Origin of the sequence: Snodgrassella sp. W8135 (genome assembly GCF_016101225.1) — a bacterium.
Lineage (GTDB): Bacteria > Pseudomonadota > Gammaproteobacteria > Burkholderiales > Neisseriaceae > Snodgrassella > Snodgrassella alvi.
Genome location: NZ_JACFQX010000003.1, coordinates 228,444 through 251,738, shown reverse-complemented (window position 1 = coordinate 251,738; position 23,295 = coordinate 228,444). Strand labels below are relative to the sequence as shown.

Sequence of the window (23,295 nt, the reverse complement as noted above, 5' to 3'; positions counted from 1 at the left end):
AATATGACACCAATTGAATATAGAAACATGAAACAAATAGCATGATTTTCTACTTGGTTTGTGTGCTAACAATGGGGTATTTACATTATCTCGATAATAAAAGCTGTTCCGCCAAGTTTGTATTTATCCACCCTTCTACATTCAATCTGTTTTCAAAACGGCTTACTGCTATGTTTCGCTATATACCTTACGCAATCAGAAGCAGAAACCTTTATAAACCTTTTTGTATACCGCGTAATATTATTTACCAATACCATTCTATCGTTACTTTCAAAAAAATTTCTACTTTAATCTGAACATGCAGAATTAATTTATGAATCTGTTTTATAGCAGATTGTACAATCTTATGACTGTCAGAATAATCTTTGTTGGTTAGTTGGCAAGTTTTGTGAAAAAATTCGCTAACTGACTGAACTTTACCTTGTTCAAAAATTCAGCTTGCCAGTACCTGAATAACCGAAGAAATCGACTGACTCATGTTTTATTCATCAATAATGCCTGCCGGTAAAATTTTATTATCTCATTGCCTATTCTGTAACTTGAGTAAAAAAAACATTATTATTTATATAATTTCCTGCCCGATTAATGATATTGCAGCTTAATCTGTTTATTTTAATTTTTTTATTCCGGTAATTTCGTAGCCAGCATTCGAATAACGCTAAGATAAAAGCGCACCAGCCCCGGTAATCCAGAGTAAAATAACTCTTATTTTATTAAGGGAGCGTTGTTTACTATCATGAGTATTGCCACCATTCCTGAAATTATTGCCGACATAAAAGCCGGTAAAATGGTTATTATTACTGATGCAGAAAACCGTGAAAACGAAGGTGATTTAATCATGGCTGCACAGTTTGTCACACCTGAAGCCATCAATTTCATGATTAAATATGCCCGGGGTCTGGTTTGCCTGCCTCTGGAAGAAGAAATAGTAGATCGCCTCCGCTTACCACTGATGACACAGAATAACGGCGCTCAGTATGGTACTAATTTTACGGTTTCCATAGAAGCAGCACATGGTATTACTACCGGTATTTCCGCAGCAGACCGTGCCCATACTGTACAGGCAGCAGTTTCCCCTACAGCCAAAGCAGAAGATATTGTCCAGCCGGGTCATATTTTTCCATTACGTGCACAAAAAGGCGGCGTTCTGGTTCGTACCGGACACACTGAGGCAAGCGTTGATTTAGCCAAACTGGCCGGCCTGATTCCGGCAGCCGTTATCTGTGAAATCATTAATGACGACGGCACTATGGCCCGTATGCCGGAGCTAATGGTTTTTGCTGAAAAACATGATATTAAAATTGGCACTATTGCTGATTTGATTGAATATCGCAGCCGTCACGAAAGTCTGATAGAAGAACTGGGAGTAAATACTATCCATACAACATGGGGAGATTTTACTCAGCATGTATATGTTGATCAATTATCCGGTGAAACCCATCTGGCACTGGTTAAAGGCGATCCGGAAACTGCCGGTGAAGTACTGGTAAGAGTACATGAACCATTTAGTGCCATGGATTTTCTGCAACCGGATCAGTTGCATACATGGCCACTACCTGAAGCTATGGCACGTATACAGCAAGCTGATGCCGGTATAATAATACTGATGCACCGTACTGAAACCGGAGCCACTTTATTAGACCGCACCTTACCCAAAGGCACTCATCAGACCAGACAGTGGGATAGTAAAACTTATGGTATCGGTGCTCAGATACTGGCTGGTTTAAAAGTCAAACGTATGCGGGTAATGGGTAAGCCTTCTGCCTTTACCGGTCTGAATGGATTTGGTTTGGAAGTTACCGGGTTTGAAGAACCATCCCGATAATAATTCTTTACTAAACAAGTATATATTTTAGTAACACAATTAAATACAATACCCCACCTCAGGCTGTCTGAATTATCTGTTGCCATGGAACACCGGCATCGGGTATTTTCCGACAGCCTATTGTAATGGCTGTTATTTAAGGATGGTATCTAATGCAACTGACCCCGCAAAAATGGGCTGCTTCCGGTTTAACTTTCGGCTGCGTTGTTTTCGGACTCGGCAGCCTGATTGTTAAATTTGTATCTATTGGTTCTTATGCCATTGCATTATGGCGTGTATTCATTGGTGGTATTGTTTTTCTGATTTTAAGTCGCTATTTTGGTCAGAAACTGCCTGAAAGCAATAAAGCAAAACGGTTTTGTATGCTATCAGGTGTATTTTTAGGTTTTGATCTGGCATTCTGGCATGAAAGCATTCATGCAGTAGGCCCGGGAATTTCTACTCTGCTCAACAGTATGCAGATTTTTTTTCTGGCGGCAATTGCCTGGTTTTTCTTCGGTGAACGACAGAGCAAATTACAACTATTCAGCATGATATTGTCTGTAATCGGCATTTTACTGATCGCCCACCCTGAACTCAGACACAATTCACATGGTGGTTATGGTATTTTTATCGGTCTGATTTCCGGTGCAGCAATGGCTGCCTCCATGGCATGTATTCGTCAGGCACATCTGGCAGAGCCGGTTGCATTATTTCCGCTAATGCTGCTGGTCAGTGTCGGAGCAGTCGGTGCATTAATTGTGCCAAGTATCCTCATTGACTCAAGCCATTTCTGGCCTACTAACACAAAAGATATTCTGCTGATCATGATTTACGGTGTGGTCATGCAGTGTTTTGCCTGGGGGTTAATTGCTTATGCCGTACCTTTGCTGTCACTGACTTTAACCGGTTTATTACTATTAAGTGAACCTGTTGCTGCGATTCTGATCGATTTTTTCTTGCTGAATAAACCGATAAATACTGTGCAATGGACTGGTACTGCACTGACCTTACTGGCCATTTATCTGGGCTCACTTAAGCCTAGACACAAACAGAAAAAAACGGTTTAAACATTCCACCCTATTGGCAAATTCGGTAAAATCAGAATGCTAAGCATAAATACTTGTATGTCTGTGATGTAAGTATTTTATTCCGGACAATGCAATGGTGCTTGAGGCGTAACAGATGAAAAAAGGAAACTGAATGAATACCATCACCCCGGAACATAACGGCTCTGGCCTGCGTATAGGCATTGTACAGGCACGCTTTACTAATCCTATCGGAGCAGAGCTGGTCAAAGCCTGTTGCAGCCGCTTGGTTAAACTGGGGGTTAAAGACAGCGATATAACTTTGGCTACTGTGCCGGGTGCTTTAGAAGTACCTCTGGTATTGAAAAGCATGGCTGGTAGCGGCAAATTTGATGCTTTGGTGGCCATCGGAGTGGTTATCCGCGGTGAGACTTATCATTTTGAGCTGGTGTCCAACGAAGCTGCCGCAGGTGTATCCCGAGTTAGTCTGGATCACAATATACCCATTGCCAATGCCATACTGACTACCGAGAACGATGCTCAGGCACTGGCGCGTATGCACAATAAAGGCAGTGAAGCGGCTATAGTTGCAGTAGAAATGGCCAATCTGCTTAAAATTCAATATTGATTATTTATTAAACAAGGACATTGTATACATGTCAATGATTACACCACGTCGTCGTGCCCGTCAGTTTGCTGTTCAGGCTTTATATCAGGCACAACTGAATAACGAAGAATCAGCTGCTATTATTGCGCAGAATATTCGTGATAATGAATATTTCGCCAAAGCTGATGAAGAATTGTTTACCCAGATATTTTTTGGTGCCTATAACAATCAGCGTGATTACATGAAACGGATCCGTCCTCTGCTGGACCGCCACGAAGATGAGCTTAATCCAGTTGAACGGGCTGTACTGCTGATGGCCTGCCATGAACTTTCTGCCATGCCGGAAACACCCCATCCGGTAATTATCAATGAAGCTATCGAAATTACTAAAACCTTTGGTGGTACCGATGGCTATAAATTCATTAATGGTATTCTGGATAAACTCTCAGCTGAGTTGAGAACACCTGCATGATATAAAAACGGATTAGCTATATCATAAAACAGATATTTTATTTAAAAATATCTGTTTTTATTTATAAAAAACCATATTTACCAAATAAATCTAATGAAATATAAATAAATCCTGATATTATTACCAGATAATATTATGTAAATATATAATATTATTTTTTATAAAAATTAACTTAAAATATTTCTGATTTATAAGCATATTGAATTTGATTTCACACTAAGAGATTTATAGATTTATGTCCCGTACTCAACAATCTTCAGCATTAAATGATAAACATAATTTCTTAATGACAGAAAAAGGCGGCCTGGTTGAACTGGCTCCGCCATGGAAAAGAGTTACAGCATATCTGATTAATTATGTAATATATTATTTTATATTTTACATTTCTTTACATGTTTATAATTTTCAAACTGATTATGAATCAAATTATTCACAAAATATTATAAATCCTTTTGAATTATGGATTTTTGCAGATTATGAAACTGATAAGCCAATAAGATCTATTTTTTCATTCTTATTTATGGATGATAATTTTGAGGGAGGTGTACATCAACCATTACGAATATTCTTATATATCATATTACCTTTACTCATTTATGTTGTATTTCAATTTATACAAATGAGTCTAACAGGCCAATCTGTTGGTAAGCGATTAATGAAAATCAAAGTTATTAAAAAGAATGGTGAGAAAGCTGGCTTTTTCAATGCAGTATTAGTCCGTGAAATTTTTTATACATTCATAACTCTTATCCTTTTGTTTAAATTAGTAGGAATATATGTATATTTCAGTGAAATGGAATCTGCTAAAAATGTTGGTATTTATCTGAATTTTATTGATAAATTTTTAGATTATTTATATAGGATTTTAAGTATATTCACTGAATTTTCAACTCTATTTCTTTTTATTTGTATAATTATGTTATTTATAAGAAAATCAAATTATCGTACACTGCAAGACTTTTTGGCTAATACAATCGTTGTAAAAATTAAATAACTAAGAAGCCTCGGGAAAAATTAAAATTTCTTGAGGCTGACTAAATTTAAAACTATTCAAATAATATTAATATATTTTTTTATAAAGCTATTCTGAAATAAGCGATATAGACACGTCAAATTGAATATATTTACCAAAAGAATGATAAATAATAACGGAAGTGTCGTTATTGATGACCATAGCTTAAGTAACGTCACTAAGAAAAAGGTCCAAAAACCCTCATTATGCAGACCTGGTAAATAAAAAATAGTTATTACAAGAAAAAATATATATAAATAATAAATGATCTCCCTTTTTATCACATTAATCCAAAAATCAGACGACCTATTATTAAGGCGTATTACCCTGAACCCATTATCTTTTTACCTATAAACTGCCACTGTGTCCGCATCCGGTAACTCTCCCAGGCTGGAAAAATTATTAAAAATATAATACAAACAAAAGTAATATAGAAAAAAATATTAGAATAAGGACGAATATATAAAATAATATACATGACAATTGCAGGAGCGAGAAATAATTGTATATTGATCATACCTGCTATCACGTGTTGTAATGAAGTTGCAACAAGATAATCTTGTGTAGAAATATCATCTTTTTCATTCAAACCTTGTATTTTTGTAAAATCCTGTATCTTACTCAAGCTAACCTCAAATTAATTCATTTTATTTGATATTGATATAAATTGAATATTTTAAAATAATAAATAAAATATTTATATATTATTAAAAAATTTGCTAAAAATTCACTAATTGAATATTTTTTCATGACAAATAGAAAAATAAATATTGAAAACAAATGATTGACGATTGACAGGGAACAAAATAAAATAATTTACTACATTTAACCTATTTATAATTTAATATTATTTAAATTTGTTTTTATAAAAGTACTTACGACTAATGTTTGAGCAACAATACATTTCTTTAATACTTTTTTAACAAATTTTAAGGAAATACACTATGCCCAATACTCAGAAGAATTTTTCAAAGAATAATTATGATTATGATGATTTTCATGATTCGGAAATAGAAGTTGAACTTGCCAGTCCATGGGAAAGGAGCGCTGCGTATATAATTAACGCTGTTTTATATTCTCTATGTATATTTTTGGCTGCACTGCTATATGTATTTCATGAGGGTTCCCAGTCAGTATCTATGCAAATAAATTACCTAGATTACCTAGCTTTGATCATATGTATTTTAATACCTTCAATACCATTTATCACAGCACAATGGATTATGATGAGTAAAACTGGTCAGTCATTTGGTAAGCGCATTATGAAAATTAAAGTTATTAACCTTGACGGACGCAATCCGGGATTTGTCGGTACTGTATTAATTCGTGAAATTTTGTTTCAAACAATTATCATTATTTTTTCATACTTATTGATTGAAATTTTTAACCTTAATCCTGAATCTACTGAGAAAATATTTAACTATTTAATTACATTTATTTGTTTTTTTATGCTGTTCAGAACAGAGGCCAATCGTCGTACTCTCCAAGATTATTTGGCCAAAACAATTGTCATAAAAAAATAATTTTATATACTTAAGAATATTACATACTGATATGTCGTTTCAGCAATATTAATTTCTGTGTAGTCTGAAATTAACTTGTTAAAATTATATAATCAACTCAGTTCTAAGTTTACAAACATCAACTGCCTGCGTACCATGCTGGCAGTTGTTTTACATTTACAGATAAAAACCAATACAAGGGAATGCATAATGCCACAATACCGTTCACAAACTTCTACACATGGGCGCAATATGGCCGGTGCACGTGCGCTCTGGCGTGCAACAGGTGTCGCTGATAGTGATTTTGGTAAACCGATTATTGCCATAGCCAATTCTTTTACCCAATTTGTTCCCGGACATGTGCATTTGCACGATATAGGTCAGCTGGTAGCACGTGAAATTGAACGTTCTGGCGGTATTGCCAAGGAATTTAATACCATCGCGGTTGATGATGGCATCGCTATGGGACATGAAGGAATGCTTTATAGCTTGCCTTCACGCGACCTGATTGCGGATAGTGTGGAATATATGGTCAACGCACATTGTGCTGATGCACTGGTGTGTATATCCAACTGTGACAAAATTACTCCGGGAATGCTGATGGCATCCATGCGCTTGAACATTCCGACTATTTTTGTCTCCGGTGGTCCGATGGAGGCAGGTAAAATTATCGCTGCCACCAATGGTGAGCAACAAATCCGCAAGCTGGATCTGATTGATGCAATGATTGAGGCTGGTAACGATAAAATCAGCGATGAAACGGTTGCACAAGTGGAGCGTAGTGCCTGCCCTACCTGCGGTTCATGCTCTGGTATGTTTACAGCTAATTCAATGAACTGTCTGACTGAAGCTCTGGGTTTATCCTTACCCGGTAATGGTTCTTTACTCGCTACTCATGCATTACGTAAAGAACTTTTTCTTGAAGCAGGCCGGCGTATTGTTGAATTAGCCAAACGCTATTATGAACAGGATGACTCCAGTGTGCTTCCGCGCAGTATTGCAACTAAGGCAGCTTTTAATAATGCTATGAGTCTGGATATTGCTATGGGTGGTTCTACCAATACGGTATTACACTTACTGGCAGCTGCGACCGAGGCCGGTGTTAATTTTAAAATGGCTGATATTGATCAGTTAAGCCGCCATGTACCCTGCCTGTGTAAAGTAGCTCCAGCTACACAGAAATATCACATGGAAGATGTGCATCGTGCCGGCGGTGTTATGGCCATTTTATCCCAGCTTAATCATGCCGGTTTACTAGATACCAGTGTACATACTGTACATATGCCTACTCTGGCAGATGCGATTAAGCACTGGGATGTAAGCAATCAGAACAATACTGAGGCAATACAACGGTATCGGGCTGCACCGGGCGGAATCCGTTCAACTGAGGCTTTCTCCCAAAACGCGATGTGGTCTACTCTGGATCTGGATCGTGAAAATGGCTGTATCCGTGATAAACAGCATGCTTATTCTCAGGACGGCGGTCTGGCTGTGTTATTCGGTAATCTCGCAGAACGCGGCTGTGTAGTTAAAACAGCTGGTGTAGATGACAGCATCCTTAAATTTACCGGCCGTGCCCGGGTGTTTGAAAGTCAGGATGAGGCTGTTGAAGCCATTCTGGGTAATCAAATAATAGCTGGTGATGTGGTTATTATCCGTTATGAGGGTCCCAAAGGCGGCCCCGGAATGCAGGAAATGCTTTATCCGACCAGTTATCTGAAATCTAAAGGTTTGGGTAAAGCATGTGCTCTGCTTACAGACGGCCGTTTTTCCGGAGGCACCTCCGGCCTTTCGATTGGTCATGCTTCTCCTGAAGCTGCTGAAGGCGGCAATATCGGGCTGGTACAGGAAGGAGATATTATCGAAATTGATATTCCTGAACGTCGGATACATCTGGCTGTATCTGATGCAGAGTTGGTACAACGCCGCACAGAAATGGAAAGTCGTGGTGCTCGTGCATGGAAACCTGTTAAACGTCAGCGTCATGTCTCTGTTGCTTTACGTGCCTATGCAGCCATGACTACGAGTGCTGATACCGGTGCTGTACGTGATGTAACACAAGTAGAGCGACAAGATTAATTCATTCTGTCAGAGTACCCGTTTCGCTGTCCGGATAGCGAAACGGGTTTATTTTTTTAATCAAAATACACAGTGTATTAATTTGATATTCTGATCAATTCTTTAAATATGATTAAAGTGGTCAGATTAGCGCTATATGTGCAAACATGCTATCGTAACCATGTTGTAATATGCTTTTACTGTTTGTCACTATGTCTGCTGCTGATTTTCCCTTTCCAGTAAGTGCCAATACGCTTGCCAAACTGACCAAACTCAATATTACTAATATTTGGGATTTGGCTTTACACCTACCGTTACGCTATGAAGATGAGACACATATTACGACGATTGCTGATGCACAGAACGGGGTGCCGGTACAGATTGAAGCGACTGTTATTCATCAGCAAATACAATTCCGTCCGCGTAAACAGCTGGTAGTACAAGTTCAGGACGTATCCGGACATGTCTTGTACCTGCGATTTTTGCATTTTTATCCTAATCAGCAAAAACAACTGGCAGAAGGTAATGTGATTCGGGCTCTGGGTGAAATCAGACATGGTTTTTTTGGCGATGAGATGGTGCACCCAAAGATTCGCACTGATATTGATAAAGGACTGGCAGAAAGCCTCACTCCTGTTTATCCCACCGTTAACGGACTAAACCAGCCTGCTCTTCGCCGGCTGATTCAGGCTGCACTTAAGCACTTGCCGGCAGATGATACACTGCCGGCTGAATTATTACAGCAATTACAATTACCTCCCCTGCTGGAAAGCCTGATTTTTCTGCACTCTCCGCCACCAGAGTACACTGCGCGTGATTTACATGAAGGTACTTTACCGGCATGGCAAAGACTGAAATTTGATGAATTGCTGGCTCAGCAGTTATCCATGAGGCTGGCACGCCAGCAACGCTTAAACGGGCATGCAAAAGCTTTAACTGGTAACGGCCATATTAGTGAGCACTTACTGGCTAATCTGAGTTTTACCTTAACAGAAGCTCAGCAGCGTGCTCTTTCTGAAATCACTGATGATTTAGCCCAGACACACCCGATGCACCGTTTACTGCAGGGAGATGTGGGTAGTGGTAAAACCATTGTTTGTGCTCTGGCAGCGGCAATTGCAATAGAAGCCGGTTTTCAGGTAGCGGTCATGGCACCCACAGAAATTCTGGCTGAACAACATTATCTGAAATTTACACAATGGTTTTCACCTTTAGGAATCCGGATTGCCAGACTTTCAGGCAGTATGCGCAAAAAAGCCCGTGATGAAGCACGGAAAGAACTGGCAGATGGTACTGCTCAGCTGGCAATAGGTACGCATGCTCTATTTCAGGATGATGTTACTTTTCATAATCTGGGTCTGATTATTGTTGATGAACAGCACAGATTCGGTGTTGCCCAGCGTCTGGCATTAAAAAATAAAGGTGAAGATGTACATCAGCTGATGATGTCCGCAACACCAATACCCCGCACACTGGCAATGAGTTTTTTTGCCGATCTGGATGTTTCTGTCATTGATGAACTGCCTCCCGGACGAACACCTGTTATAACCCGTCTGGTAAACACGGCCCGCCGTCAGGAAGTTGAAAAACTGGTAAAGCATACCTGTGCACAAGGCCGGCAGGTATACTGGGTCTGCCCGTTAATTGAAGAATCTGAAGTACTGCAATTGCAAACTGCCGTAGATACAGTTGCTCAATTACAGACGGCGTTACCGGAACTGAATATAGGCTTAATACATGGACGGCTCAAGCCGGCAGAAAAAGCAGCTGTTATGACAGCATTTGTTGAAGGCAGTATTCAGGTACTGGTAGCTACAACAGTGATTGAAGTTGGTGTAGATGTACCCAATGCCAGTCTGATGGTAATAGAACATGCTGAACGTATGGGGCTGGCACAATTGCATCAGCTTCGCGGTCGGGTGGGACGTGGAGCAGCAGCCAGCCGCTGTGTATTGTTATTCAGTGAACCTCTTAGTGATGTTGCCAAAGCACGTTTGAAAGTAATTTATGAAAATACCGACGGCTTTGAAATTGCCCGACAAGATTTGAATATTCGCGGACCGGGAGAGTTTCTGGGAGCACGCCAGAGTGGTGTGCCGATGCTGCGTTTTGCCAATCTGGAAGAAGATCTGCCCATACTGGAAAAAGCACGTGATTTAGCGCCTGTTCTGATTAGCCAGCAACCTGAAGTAGTCAATAAACACTTGCAACGGTGGCTATCTCAACGGTCTGCTTATTTGGGCGTATAAAATATTTATCTGTATTAACAGCTCCAGTGAAACCTGAAAAATTTAATGACAAAATTCAGCAGCTATATTCTCTGGACTAAACAATTAAACCAGCAATATTTCAAGCTAAAATAAAAAAACCTGTTTGAAAAATCAAACAGGTTTTAAAATCTGGCACGCCCACGGGGAATCGAACCCCGGTTACCGCCGTGAAAGGGCGATGTCCTAACCGCTAGACGATGGGCGCATTAGCTTGATGGTGCACCCGGAGCGATTCGAACGCCCGACCCTCTGGTTCGTAGCCAGATACTCTATCCAACTGAGCTACGGGTGCACTGCTTTCGAACTCGTTTAAGAGTCACCGAAAATCAAGAAGCGCGATAATACGCAATAAATGGTCTTTTAGCAAGCCAAAAATAGATAAAAATGAAAACAAATAGATAAATATCTTGATTTTTATATATTTATTTTGCAACTATATAAGCAAAAAAATCTACAGCATTCCGATTCCGGATACTTCACGCGCCAGCTTTGCCGCAGTATTGTCAGTCATACCACCAACAAAATCCAGAACTTTCATATATCCCAGATATAAACCATCCTTTTTATCCAGTTTTTGTTCTTTTAATAATGACAATGCCAGCTCCTGCCTTTTACTAAGCTGATCGGTTTTAATAAAGGCATGCACCGCAGGTACAAGCAAACCCAGTATCGAGCCCAGACAAGGAAAAGTAGCAATTTCAGTAATGAGCTTACTTTGATGGCGGAATATACGTGTGCGAGCCAGCTCTTTTGCAGCGTTCAGAGCTTCACTAACATCCGGACTAGCCAGGGCAAGCAAATCCTTACCGCGAAATGAACCATTCAATAAATCTCGATGATGCTTAATAAAAGTATGTGCAATATCGTCTACTGCTCTTCCGATAGCAATTCCGCGCAATCGGGCACAACGCTCCTGACTGCTATAAGACTGCCAGAAATATTCTTTATTAGTCAGTCTGGATAGAATTTGCTCTACGTCTGCCACCTGTAATAATCCCATTTCGACAGCATCTTCCAAATCCAGCAAGGCATAACAAATATCATCAGCAGCTTCCATTAAATATGAAAGCGGATGACGCATCCACTGATTTTCACCGGTTTGCGGTAACCCCAGCTGTTCTGCAATACAACGCATAAAGGGCAGTTCAGTCTGATAAATATTGAATTTATTCCGCCTATGCGGCGCAGAACTGGTCCACGGATACTTAATTAAAGCACCGATAACAGCAGCAGTCAGACGCATTCCGCCATCATTCTGATACATTTCCAGACTGGCTACCAGACGCAAGCTATGTGCATTTCCTTCATAAGTTTCGATATCATTGCGTCCTGTATTGCTCAATTCCTGTAAATAATGAGCATGCTGCGGATCACGGAACCACTCACGTAATGCATCTTCACCTGTATGACCAAATGGCGGATTACCGAAATCATGAGCCAGACAGGCAACCTGTACAATCGCCCCGATATCAGCAGCATGGCTGCCAGATGGCAGGAAATGACCGGCATTCAGCATTACACCGACCCGATTTCCAAGACTGCGCCCGACACTGGCAACTTCAACACTATGAGTCAGACGATTATGTGTATGGTCATGTAAGGCAAACGGATGAACCTGCGTTTTACGGGCGAGACGACGAAAACCACTGGAAAAAACCACACGATCATAATCAATATGAAAATCAGTACGCAGTGCATCCGCCCCCTCTTCACTTGAAGCGGTCACTGTAGGCACAATACACCCATTTTCCGGCTTAAAGCGCTGGGTACTGAGCAACTTAGTCCAGTCCATGCAATATGATGATTTTTTCATATTCAGATAAATTGAAAGCTTTATATGCCGGCTGAGATTATCAGTCGCCATTCTTTAGCTCAGTTTCAACTCATTTATTCCTTCGTTATTATGTTGAAATAATCATAGCATGCAGAAAGTCACATTGTGATTAATTTTAAAAATGATTTTTCCACTCCCTTAAATAAGTAAACACTGCCAATGGTTGGGCAAGCTGATGCTCTGAGAGGCCTTTTTGGCGTAATGTGGCCATCACTTCCGGCTGACTGGTACGCAAAAAAGGATTGATTGTGCGTTCATGTGCCAGACTTACCGGTAAGGTAGGTAATTTATCTGCCTGTACTAATGCTTTTCTGATTGCAGAATTATTCGGTTCAACGGCTTGTGCAAATTTCAAATTTGCTGCGGTATATTCATGTGCCGGATAAAACAAGGTATCAGGCGGCAGACTGTTTAAACGCTGCAAACTGCTGAACAATTGTGCCATAGTCCCATTCACTCGTCCGCAGCCTGCACTGAACAGCGTATCACCACAAAATACTCTGTAACGACCGACAGAATCGCATACTAAATAAGCCAAATGATCTGTAGTATGCCCGGGAATATGCCAAACTGTTATATGCTGACCGAATACCTGAAATTTACTGCCTTCAGTTACGGGTATATTCACAATATGCCAATCAATGCAACCGGTAATCTGGCATTGCGAATAATGTTTTTTTAATTCCGCCACCCCATCAATATGGTCATAATGAGAATGAGTAAGCCAGATAGCATCCAGGGTCAGGTTGTGTTCAGTCAGATAATTTATGACAACAGGTGCTTCGCCCGGGTCAATTACTATAGCCTGATTTTCTTGCTGCAACAGCCAGATATAGTTATCAGAAAGAGCGGGTAACGGGATTATTTTCATGACAAATATAAATTTATTAACAATATAACAACCAGTACTGCAAAGCAATCAGCGTTTTTCCATCATGAATCTGATTATTTGCCAGTGCCGAACGCACTTGCTCACGATTGAGCAACACTGGTTCAATAATTTCATCTTCATCCGCCGCCAGAGCACTATTTGGTTGCACATTTTCAGCCAGATAAAGATACATTTTTTCATCACCGAAACCGGGAACAGTATAAAAAGTATGTATCAGTTTTACTTCAGCAGCAGTATAAGGGGTTTCTTCAGCCAGTTCGCGCAAAGCAGCATGCGCAGGATCTTCATTTTTTCCGTCCAGCTTACCTGCCGGGATTTCCAGTAAAGCCTCACCTACCGGATAGCGCCACTGTCGTACCAATACCACTTTTTGCTCAGCCGTAACCGCAAGTACAGCCGCGGCACCCGGATGCTGTACGACTACCCGCTGTGCCTGGTTGCCATTGGGTAAACGAACAGTGTCCTCGGAAACATTTAAAAAGGAACCGCGATAAACTTCTTTACTGGAAATTTTGGTTTCAGTCAGATCCATATTGATACTTTCTACATGTCTAAAAACACTAGCGTAGTCATTTCAGCAGCAGAAGGCAATATGGCATGTCCGGCTTTAGTTTAAAATTATTAATTGTATATTCGTCGTATGATTGGATTGATTATGTATTTATCTTTATTTGCCATTGCTGCCGGCGCAGCTCTGGGTGCCATCATGCGCTGGCTTCTGGGAATCTCGCTGAATACGCTTCATTCCGGTTTGCCCTATGGCACACTGCTGGCAAACTGGATCGGTGCTTATCTGATTGGTCTGTTCAGTGCATTGTGTATACATTTTACCCAGATCGCTCCGGAATGGCGTCTGTTTGTTATTACTGGTTTTCTCGGCGGGCTGACTACGTTTTCCACCTTCTCACTCGAAGCCGTGCAAATGCTTTTGTCACAACGTTATACTCTGGCAGTAACACATATACTGCTGCATACAGGCGGTTCTTTACTGCTGACTATTCTGGGTTTGGTAACTGTGCACTGGTGGCTTAAAGCCGGCTAAGATATGATTTTGTATTGATGGCGAGCTTTGTAAAAAAACGAGTTACTATTAACCATCGACAGGCTGAGCTGGTGTATCCAGAATTAACTGATAAAGTGCCGCATCCAGCCAGTGACCAAATTTAAAACCAATCTGAGGCAATGTGCCAACATGTTTGAAGCCAAGCTGTTCATGCAGAGCAATACTGCTGTCATTGTCTGCATCAATCACACCCATTAACACATGTAAATCAGCCTGACGTGCACGTACAATCAGTTCCTGCATCAGTTTGCGTGCCAGCCCCTGCCGGCGACAGTCATTACGTACATATACACTGTGTTCCACCGTATATTTATTGGCAGGATAATCACGGAATGCACCCCATGAAGCAAAAGCCATCAGTTCACCCTGACCATTTACTGCACCGATAACCGGAAAATTGCGCTCACGCTTAGCTGCAAACCAGCCATGCATAAATGATAGTGAACGGGGCTCATAATCATACAGTGCAGTTGAGGTGGCGATAGTATCGTTAAACAGCGCCAGAATGGCTGCCGCATGTTCCTTTTCATTACATTCAATCAGCTCAACTGCGTTACTTTTGCCGGTATTCATTTTTTTCCCATATAAAAAACTGCCTGTAAACACAGGCAGCTTACAAATATTAAACTACACCTTTTTTAGCCAGATAACCTTCATAATCACCCAGATAATATTCATAACCACCTTCACCATCCAGCTCAATAATCTGTGTAGCCAGACTGGAAACAAACTGGCGGTCATGAGATACAAACACAAGAGTACCCGGGAATTTTTCCAGCGCCATATTCAGCGCCTCAATACTTTCCATATCCATGTGATTTGTAGGTTCATCCATTACCAGCACATTAGGTTCCTGCAAAATCAGTTTACCATATAGCATACGGCCTTTTTCACCACCGGAAAGTACCTGTACCTGCTTGCCGACTTCATTACTGCCAAAAAGCAGACGGCCTAAAGTACCGCGAATCACCTGCTCATCATCGCCTTCCTTGCCCCACTGACGCATCCATTCAGTCAGAGTCATAGATACATCGAAATCATTTTCATGATCTTGCGGGTAATAGCCAACCTGTGCTTTCTCTGCCCATTTTATAGTACCGCTATCTGCTTTAATGCCATCAGTGTATGCTTCATTATATGCACCAGCCAGTAATTTCAGCAGTGTAGATTTACCGGCACCGTTAGGACCGATAATTGCCAGACGTTCACCGGCATCAAGCATCAAACTCAGCTTTTTAAACAATTGCCGATCAAAACGTTTTGATAAATCCTCAACTTCAAGCGCCTGCCGATGCAACTTTTTCTTATCATCAAAATTAAAGCGGATAAACGGGCTTTGACGGCTGGAAGGTTTCACTTCCACCATATCTGACTTAATTTTATCAGCCAGTTTCGCCCGGCTGGTTGCCTGTCTTGCCTTGGATTTATTGGCAGAAAAACGTGCCACAAACTCCTGTAATTCCTGAAGTTTTTCCTTAGCTTTAGCATTATCCTTTAAAGTACGTTCACGTGCTTGTGCAGAGGCAAGCATATAATCATCGTAGTTGCCCGGATACAAAGTAATGCCACCATAGTCTACATCGGCCATATAAGTACATACTTCATTCAGAAAATGGCGGTCGTGCGAAATAATAATCATGGTGGATTCATAGCTGTTCAACACACCTTCCAGCCAGCGAATAGTATTAATATCCAGATTATTGGTCGGTTCATCCAGCAACAGCACATCCGGTTTGGAAAACAGTGCCTGTGCCAGTAATACGCGCAGTTTAAAACCCGGTGCAACTTCACTCATGCTGGCATTATGCAGATGTTCATCGATACCGACACCGGCAAGTAATTCTCCCGCCCGTGCCTCAGCTGTATAGCCGTCATACTCGGCAAATTTTGTTTCCAAATCGGCTGCACGCATATAATCATCTTCAGTGGCATCCGGATTAGCATAAATGGCGTCGCGTTCTGTCATGGCTGCCCACATTTCTGTGTGCCCCATCAGTACCACGTCCAGTACGCGCATATCCTCATACGCAAACTGATCCTGTCTCAGCTTACCCAGACGCAGGCCTTGATCAATGGCCACCTCACCACTAGTGGGTTCGAGATCACCGCCGAGAATCTTCATAAAAGTTGATTTACCCGAGCCATTAGCACCAATCAACCCATAACGATGGCCTCCACCGAACTTAACCGATACATTCTCAAACAATGGCTTCGCGCCAAACTGCATCGTAATATTATTGGTACTGATCACTGCAATACTTCCTTTAAATTCCTGACAAAATATTCTGATTTTAACACAGACACGTGCCAAAATTCGGCAAAGTCTGTGCTGTCGTTTACAATATCGTTATTTAGAAAGCAAAAGTACCTTTGATTTATCGCAAATTTATCATGCCATGTTCAGATTAAATCCGAAACTGATTGCCTTATTACTATTTTGTGGTGCCATCGCCGGCGTGACAGGCATGTCACTTATCGGATTATTGCATTTAATTCAGCAGTTAGTGTACGGAATAGTCCGTACAGACGGCATCACATTTCGTAATATTGTCGAACAAACCACAGCCATACATCGTTTACTTGCATTAAGTGCATGTGGCGTAATAGCGGGCGCCGGCTGGTATCTGCTGCACCGTTTTGCTCCCAAACTGGTTGATATCAGGGAAGCAATTGGCAACAGTGCCACACCTATACCGTTAGTTTCTACTTTCTTTCATGGTATGTTACAGATATTCACAGTAGGCATGGGTTCACCTCTCGGACGTGAGACAGCACCACGTGAAATCAGTTCAGCTATTGCAGATTTTATCGGCCGGCGATTTAACATCAGTACAGAAGAGAGAAAAGTCCTGCTTGCCTGTAGTGCAGCCGCCGGTCTGTCCGCGGTTTTTGATGTACCTCTGGCCGGTGCTCTGTTTGCACTGGAAACTTTATTATTCAGTTTTCAGCGCAATACCGTTATTGCGGCTTTAATCTGCTGTACAACCGCAGCATGGGTAGGCCGGATCGGACTGGGTAGCCAGCCAGCCTATCAGCTACCGGCAATTACCCTGAACAGTCCACTGTTAATCTGGTCGTTGTTGCTGGGACCAGTGATTGTTGCATTCTCATGGCTGTTACAATACCAGCTCGCCTATTGCAAACCGGCTGTACGTACCAGCCCCAAGCTGATCTTTATCAGTATCGGTGCCTTTATACTTATCGGGGTTTTGTCCATGCAACTGCCGGAGATACTTGGTAACGGAAAAGCCGGTAATGAACTGTTATTTAATGACCAGATAAGCTGGCATTATGCTCTGGCACTATTAATCGGTAAATGGCTGGCGCTTTTACTGGCCACCCGTGCCGGAGCATACGGGGGATTTATTACTCCTTCGATGATGCTTGGCGGTCTGATTGCATTACTCGCAGCCACTGCATGGAACAGCATGCTGCCACCTGTTCCCATAGTCGCCGCAGTTGTGACCGGAGCTACCGTTTTTCTGGCAGTACAGCAAAAAATGCCTCTTACCGCCATATTATTTGTATTGGAAATAACCAATATTACGCCCGACATGATAATGCCAATTTGCCTGTGTCTGCTTACAGCACTATCCTGCCAACAAGGATTGAACAAAAAACAAAGTTAAACAGTATATATAATAATTTTACTACTCAAACCAGACAGTTTTCTGCTTCTGCCAGCCAGTCACGCGCCTGTAAATATCCAGCCAGACCGGCTTCAGCAGAACCAGGTACCGGTTCATACTGATATTCAAAGCGGGCTAAAGGCGGCATAGACATCAAAATAGATTCTGTTCGCCCGCCGGCATGTAAACCAAACTGAGTGCCTCTGTCCCACAATAAATTAAATTCAATATAACGTCCGCGCCTGTATAACTGAAACTGACGTTCACGCTCGCCAAAATCCATATTTTTGCGCCGCGCCACAATAGGCAGATAAGCTTGTAAATAAGCAGCACTTATTGCACGTACAAAAGCAAAACAACGAGCAAAATCCCAGCGGTTTAAATCATCAAAAAATAAACCGCCTACCCCTCGCTGTTCCTGCCGGTGAGGCAGATAGAAATAACGGTCACACCACTCTTTAAATTCAGAATATACCGTTTCACCAAAAGGCAGACACGCATCATAAGCAACCTTATGCCAATGCACTACATCTTCAATAAATGGATAAAAGGGGGTCAAATCAAAACCGCCGCCAAACCACCAGACCGGATTACTGCGTTCCGGATATGCAATGAATAAACGTACATTCGCATGACTGGTAGGGATATATGGATTACACGGATGTACCACCATTGACACCCCCATTGCTTCATAAGGAGCTCCTGCCAGATACTGGCGTTTACGCACAGCTGAAGCCGGCATAGCGGTACCCTTAACATGAGAAAAATTAACGCCAGCCTGTTCAAACACAGCACCTTGTTTGAGTACCATACTGCGCCCGTTTCCCAATTTGCCAGACCATTCATCTGTTACAAACCCCGCAGTACCATCTTCTTTTGCCAGGGCATCAGCCAAATGTAATTGTAAGTTTTGAAAAAAATCCAGATTTTGATTAAAGACATCGCAACTCATAAAAAAACCGTAAACTAAGTTTAATTAATATATGTATAATATTAATTAATATTTGTAATACACAATCTACAATAACAGATTATTTTAATCAGTATTATTGTTACCTGACAGTATTTATCGCTTATTTAACAATACGAAACTATCAGTATAAATATTAAAACATGATATTTTTGTATATTGTACATTTAATCAACACACTAAATCCGAAAAGGAAATCTGAATGCAACTTTATATTTATGACCATTGTCCCTACTGTGTACGAGCCAGAATGATATTCGGTAAAAAAATAGTACCAGTAGAAAATATCTATCTGCTGAATGATGACGAAGACACCCCGAATAAATTAATCGGAAAAAAAATGGTACCGATTCTGGTAAAAGATGATGGTACTGCCATGGGTGAAAGTCTGGATATCGTTCACTACATTGATCAGCTTTCTGGTACAGTTCTTATAAACAATACTGTACGCCCTGAAATTAAAGGCTGGATAAAAATTGTTGATACTTACCGTAATTTCCTGACTTTACCGCGCTGCATCAGTATTAACCTGCCTGAGTTTGCGACTCAGAATGCCATCAACTATTTCATCAACAAAAAAACAGCTATTTTTGGTGATTTTCAGCACCATTTACAAAACAGTCAAACCTATATTAACCGGTTCAATGCCGATCTGATTGCACTATCGCCGCTAATTGTGAATGATCATGGTAGTAATGGTACTTTCGGAATGGAAGATATTCTTTTATTTCCTTTATTGCGTAATATGACTATGGTCAAAGGAATAGAATGGACTGCGCCGGTGCTGGATTATATGCACAGCATTAGCCGGATTACTCGCATTCCATTGTTTGATGACCGCGCAATCTGATTATTAAGCAGTTTTTTGGCAGCCGGCAAAACATAAAGGCTGCCATTTTTATAAAAATTTATTCGAAAATATCGATTTTAAATGATTTTCAACAATAATCTTGTTTTGTTGATTACACAATATTACAATACAAACAATATTGATAAAGAATTAATATAAATATTTTATTTATTTATAACATATAGTTATATAAATAAATAGTAAGAAAATATTTACTTTATTATTTTTGAAATAAATAATCAATTTTAAGAGGAAATACAGCATGTCTAAAACGAAAACTGTATCAGAAATATTGGTTGATGTTCTTACTGAAGCAGGTGTCAGCAACTGTTACGGCATTATCGGTGATACCCTGAACTTTGTTGGCAAAGCGATAGAAAAAAGTAGCATTAACTGGGTGCATACACGTCATGAAGAAGCAGCTGCCTTTGCTGCCGGCGCTGAAGCTCTGATTACAAACAAACTTACTGCATGTGCCGGTTCCTGCGGTCCTGGCAGCTTGCATTTGATTAACGGCTTATACGAATCCAACCGCAATAATGCACCAGTAATTGTTATTGCCAGTCAGCTGGCCGCCACTTCTATGGGCACCGGATTCCCGCAGGAAGTGGATTTCCTCAAGGTCTATCAGGATACAAGCGTTTTCTGCCAGATGGTAAACCAGCCGGAAGAAGCTCAGCGTATATTCACTCAGGCCGCACAAGCTGCCATTAATAAACGCGGTGTAGCCGTTGTTATTCTGCCCAGCGACATCAGCAAAATGGAAGTAGCTGAGAAACCAGTAAAAATATGGCACCCACAACCAGTTACCCGTCCGAATGATAACGAAATAGAAGAACTGGTCAAAGCGATTAATCAGGGAAATAAAATCACCATTTACGCTGGTTTTGGTGCTAAAGATGCACATGATGAAGTAATTGCACTGGCAGAAAAACTAAAGGCACCAGTTGTACACACTTCCCGTGCTAAAGACAGCATTGCCTGGGATAATCCTTATCAGGTGGGCATGACCGGGATGTTTGGTACTAAGGCTGGTTATGATGCCATCAAAAACTGCGATACCTTATTATTACTCGGTTGCAGCTTTGCATGGTCTGAATATTATCCAGAAAAGGCCAATATCATCCAGATTGATCATGAAGCTACTCAGTTAGGCTTGCGTCATCCGATTAATCTGGGGCTGGTTGGTGATGTTAAAACCACTCTGCAAACAATTTTGCCGAAAATACAAACTCGTAACGACAGCAGTTTTCTGGAGCACCATACCGCTTTATTTGCCAAAATTATGGATAAATTTGAAACGTATGCCACTCCAGATGACAAACACCCAATTCACCCCCAGCAACTAATCGAATTGATAGATAAGTATGCCAGTGATGATGCATTGATTACCGCAGATGTAGGAACTCCAATGCTGTGGGGAGCCCGCTATTTAACCATGAATGGCAAACGGCGCTTCCTGACCAGCCTTAAACATGGCACCATGTCAAACGGTATGCCACAGGCTTATGGTTTCCAGAAAGCCTTTCCGGGCAGACAAGTCATTTCTTTATCTGGAGATGGCGGTTTAGCCATGCTGATGGGTGATCTGCTTACTGCCAAACAGGAAAATCTGCCGATTAAAATAGTTGTTTTCAACAACAGTTCCCTGAACTTCGTGGAGCAGGAACAAAAAGGCGAAGGTTTGGTAGAAGTCTATGTTGACCTGAAAAACGGTGACTTCAAAACCATTGCAGAAGGCTGTGGTTTCAGTGCTCAAAGCGTAAGCAAATCTTCTGAGCTGGAGGCCGCTGTAAAAACATTTCTTGCACACGAAGGTCCGGCATTACTGGATGTCGTAATCAGTGATAAAGAACTGATAATGCCACCAGCAATCAGCTATGAAAATGTGAAAAACATGGTCTGGTATGGTTCTAAAGCCATCCTCGAAGGTAAAGGCAAAGAAGTTATTGATATGATCAAAAATAACATCTAAACCTTAACAGGCCCGCTGATTGATGCAGCGGGCGCTTTTTTACACATTAATCAAAAATAATTATTTAAATTAATAATTTAATTGTATTCTTGAATCTCTTATTATTTGAAATAAAAAATAAGTCAAAATTTATGCACACTATTCATAGCCGTATTAAACAAGCTAGAACTAATAAAGGTTTAACCCAAGCTGAATTAGCAGAGAAGTTAAATATATCAATTACAGCTATCCAACTATGGGAAAATAAAGATGAGACTAAAGCCACAGCTCCAAAAAGAAAACGGTTAGAGGAAGTAGCAAAAATTTTAGGAGTAACGGTTACATGGCTATATACAGGGGAAAATTTAATACAAACAGAAGAAAATCCAAAACCAACTGAAAACCCCAGTCCAAGTGACGGATATAAAAAAATTATGATATACAATATTGATTTATCAAAAAATCATGAAAATACCAAATGGGTTTTATCAGAATTTGAAGAGCCACTACTCATAAATAATAATTGGTTCAAATCTAAAAATTTAATTCCTGATGATTTGCGTGCTATGCGTGTAAAAGGTAACAGCATGGCTCCTAACTTGGAAAATAATGACATTGTTATGATAAACACTAATGATGTTGAACCTATTGATGGTGAAATATATGCTATTACTTACAATAAACATTTTTTTATAAGACAAATCCGTCAAACTGTTGATGGTATAAATCTCATAAGCTCAAATAGTGATTATGAAACTATTAAGATTTCTTATAATCATCTAGATAACTTTATAATTTTAGGAAAAAAAATTTGGCGTTGTGGCTAGTTAATATTCTTTATTTCTTTTTTTCTTCTGACATTTTGAAAATAGACATCAAAATTTTTTATACATTTAACATAAAATATTTTTCTAATTCATAAAGATAGCTAATTAATATGAAATAAAATTTTAGTGATACAAAATACAAATATCCGGCAGCATCAACAATCTAAAAGCAACTTCAAAATTAAAAAATATTATATTTTTAACAACAATCTATTCTATTTTTATATTTTTTAAAATCAAATAGTTAATTATTAACATTAATTACTCCTTTTCATTCCAAAGAATTTAAAGTATTGTTATTTCTTAACTTTTATTCGAACCGAGTAAAAGTTATCTGTCAGTAGTGATTTCGGAAAGTCAGGCATTCCAGACCACACGGAAACACGACTGATCTAAAAATTAATATGGTCATTAAATGTAATAATAAACTACCCAGCTCTTGATAACATTGATTGCTGGGTAGTTTTCGTTTCTGTGCTTAATAATTTATCCAAACAACTTCGATATGATGCATCGGGATAAT

The 23,295-nt window shown here is 40.3% G+C and carries 19 protein-coding genes, 2 tRNA genes and 1 pseudogene; 13 read left to right on the top strand and 9 right to left on the bottom strand.

Features of this window, described 5'->3' with window-relative positions:
- Positions 1-742: 742 nt before the first annotated feature.
- From ribBA to H3T75_RS08465, 5 genes and pseudogenes are all read left to right on the top strand, one after another.
- A pseudogene (gene ribBA / locus H3T75_RS08485) lies at positions 743-1,825 on the top strand (bifunctional 3,4-dihydroxy-2-butanone-4-phosphate synthase/GTP cyclohydrolase II); the annotation flags it as partial.
- 152 nt (positions 1,826-1,977) lie between these two features.
- Positions 1,978-2,874: a DMT family transporter gene (locus H3T75_RS08480; RefSeq protein WP_084547407.1), complete on the top strand. Its 897-nt coding sequence runs from the start codon at positions 1,978-1,980 to the stop codon at positions 2,872-2,874.
- Positions 2,875-3,007: 133 nt separating this feature from the next.
- Positions 3,008-3,460: a 6,7-dimethyl-8-ribityllumazine synthase gene (ribH, locus tag H3T75_RS08475; protein ID WP_038648753.1), complete on the top strand. Its 453-nt coding sequence runs from the start codon at positions 3,008-3,010 to the stop codon at positions 3,458-3,460.
- Between the two features lie 34 nt (positions 3,461-3,494).
- Positions 3,495-3,911: a transcription antitermination factor NusB gene (gene nusB, locus H3T75_RS08470; protein ID WP_025330374.1), complete on the top strand. Its 417-nt coding sequence runs from the start codon at positions 3,495-3,497 to the stop codon at positions 3,909-3,911.
- A 235-nt stretch (positions 3,912-4,146) separates the two neighbouring features.
- Positions 4,147-4,905 (top strand): RDD family protein, encoded by a 759-nt coding sequence (locus H3T75_RS08465; RefSeq protein WP_100125295.1) that lies wholly within the window; start codon positions 4,147-4,149, stop codon positions 4,903-4,905.
- Positions 4,906-5,245: 340 nt separating this feature from the next.
- Here H3T75_RS08465 and H3T75_RS08460 read toward each other — a convergent pair whose 3' ends face one another.
- Positions 5,246-5,548, bottom strand: coding sequence for a hypothetical protein (locus tag H3T75_RS08460; RefSeq protein ID WP_084549870.1), 303 nt, complete (start codon positions 5,546-5,548; stop codon positions 5,246-5,248).
- 319 nt (positions 5,549-5,867) lie between these two features.
- Here H3T75_RS08460 and H3T75_RS08455 point away from each other — a divergent pair, with 319 nt between their 5' ends.
- From H3T75_RS08455 to recG, 3 genes are all read left to right on the top strand, one after another.
- A complete protein-coding gene (locus tag H3T75_RS08455; protein ID WP_084550530.1) occupies positions 5,868-6,446 on the top strand; it encodes an RDD family protein in 579 nt (192 codons plus the stop codon).
- A gap of 189 nt (positions 6,447-6,635) precedes the next feature.
- Complete coding sequence (gene ilvD / locus H3T75_RS08450) at positions 6,636-8,504, top strand: dihydroxy-acid dehydratase (protein WP_084564833.1); 1,869 nt, start codon at positions 6,636-6,638, stop codon at positions 8,502-8,504.
- A gap of 191 nt (positions 8,505-8,695) precedes the next feature.
- Entirely contained in the window at positions 8,696-10,732 is a 2,037-nt protein-coding gene (recG, locus tag H3T75_RS08445; RefSeq protein ID WP_078474457.1) for an ATP-dependent DNA helicase RecG, read from the top strand.
- Between the two features lie 151 nt (positions 10,733-10,883).
- On the opposite strand, the gene H3T75_RS08440 is transcribed toward recG, so the two are convergent.
- From H3T75_RS08440 to H3T75_RS08420, 5 genes are all read right to left on the bottom strand, one after another.
- Positions 10,884-10,958: transfer RNA gene (locus tag H3T75_RS08440), tRNA-Glu, on the bottom strand.
- A 10-nt stretch (positions 10,959-10,968) separates the two neighbouring features.
- A tRNA-Arg gene (locus H3T75_RS08435) sits at positions 10,969-11,045 on the bottom strand.
- A gap of 159 nt (positions 11,046-11,204) precedes the next feature.
- A complete protein-coding gene (locus tag H3T75_RS08430; RefSeq protein ID WP_198211497.1) occupies positions 11,205-12,545 on the bottom strand; it encodes a deoxyguanosinetriphosphate triphosphohydrolase in 1,341 nt (446 codons plus the stop codon).
- A 157-nt stretch (positions 12,546-12,702) separates the two neighbouring features.
- Positions 12,703-13,458 (bottom strand): hydroxyacylglutathione hydrolase, encoded by a 756-nt coding sequence (gloB, locus tag H3T75_RS08425; RefSeq protein ID WP_084586752.1) that lies wholly within the window; start codon positions 13,456-13,458, stop codon positions 12,703-12,705.
- A 16-nt stretch (positions 13,459-13,474) separates the two neighbouring features.
- Entirely contained in the window at positions 13,475-14,011 is a 537-nt protein-coding gene (locus H3T75_RS08420; protein ID WP_025330368.1) for an NUDIX hydrolase, read from the bottom strand.
- A gap of 123 nt (positions 14,012-14,134) precedes the next feature.
- Here H3T75_RS08420 and crcB point away from each other — a divergent pair, with 123 nt between their 5' ends.
- Positions 14,135-14,521, top strand: a complete 387-nt coding sequence (gene crcB / locus H3T75_RS08415; RefSeq protein WP_037392000.1) for a fluoride efflux transporter CrcB — start codon at positions 14,135-14,137, stop codon at positions 14,519-14,521.
- 48 nt (positions 14,522-14,569) lie between these two features.
- Here crcB and H3T75_RS08410 read toward each other — a convergent pair whose 3' ends face one another.
- Positions 14,570-15,115 (bottom strand): GNAT family N-acetyltransferase, encoded by a 546-nt coding sequence (locus tag H3T75_RS08410; protein ID WP_198211485.1) that lies wholly within the window; start codon positions 15,113-15,115, stop codon positions 14,570-14,572.
- 49 nt (positions 15,116-15,164) lie between these two features.
- Positions 15,165-16,793 carry an ABC-F family ATPase gene (locus H3T75_RS08405; RefSeq protein ID WP_198211484.1) on the bottom strand — a complete coding sequence of 543 codons (1,629 nt, stop codon included), beginning with the start codon at positions 16,791-16,793 and terminating at the stop codon, positions 15,165-15,167.
- Positions 16,794-16,938: 145 nt separating this feature from the next.
- Between H3T75_RS08405 and H3T75_RS08400 the strand changes: the two genes are divergently transcribed.
- Positions 16,939-18,171: a chloride channel protein gene (locus H3T75_RS08400; protein ID WP_198211483.1), complete on the top strand. Its 1,233-nt coding sequence runs from the start codon at positions 16,939-16,941 to the stop codon at positions 18,169-18,171.
- Positions 18,172-18,196: 25 nt separating this feature from the next.
- Here the strand turns inward: H3T75_RS08400 and hemF are convergent, their stop codons facing one another.
- Positions 18,197-19,123, bottom strand: coding sequence for an oxygen-dependent coproporphyrinogen oxidase (hemF, locus tag H3T75_RS08395; protein ID WP_084550518.1), 927 nt, complete (start codon positions 19,121-19,123; stop codon positions 18,197-18,199).
- A 220-nt stretch (positions 19,124-19,343) separates the two neighbouring features.
- Here hemF and grxB point away from each other — a divergent pair, with 220 nt between their 5' ends.
- The 3 genes from grxB (at position 19,344) to H3T75_RS08380 (ending at position 22,772) form a co-directional block, all read left to right on the top strand.
- On the top strand, positions 19,344-19,991 hold the full coding sequence (grxB, locus tag H3T75_RS08390) for a glutaredoxin 2 (protein WP_198211482.1): 648 nt from the start codon (positions 19,344-19,346) through the stop codon (positions 19,989-19,991).
- Positions 19,992-20,253: 262 nt separating this feature from the next.
- The gene (locus H3T75_RS08385; RefSeq protein WP_110414071.1) at positions 20,254-21,966 is read left to right on the top strand and encodes a thiamine pyrophosphate-dependent enzyme; all 1,713 of its coding nucleotides are present in this window, start codon (positions 20,254-20,256) and stop codon (positions 21,964-21,966) included.
- A gap of 131 nt (positions 21,967-22,097) precedes the next feature.
- The gene (locus H3T75_RS08380; RefSeq protein WP_198211481.1) at positions 22,098-22,772 is read left to right on the top strand and encodes an XRE family transcriptional regulator; all 675 of its coding nucleotides are present in this window, start codon (positions 22,098-22,100) and stop codon (positions 22,770-22,772) included.
- Positions 22,773-23,295: the final 523 nt, after the last annotated feature.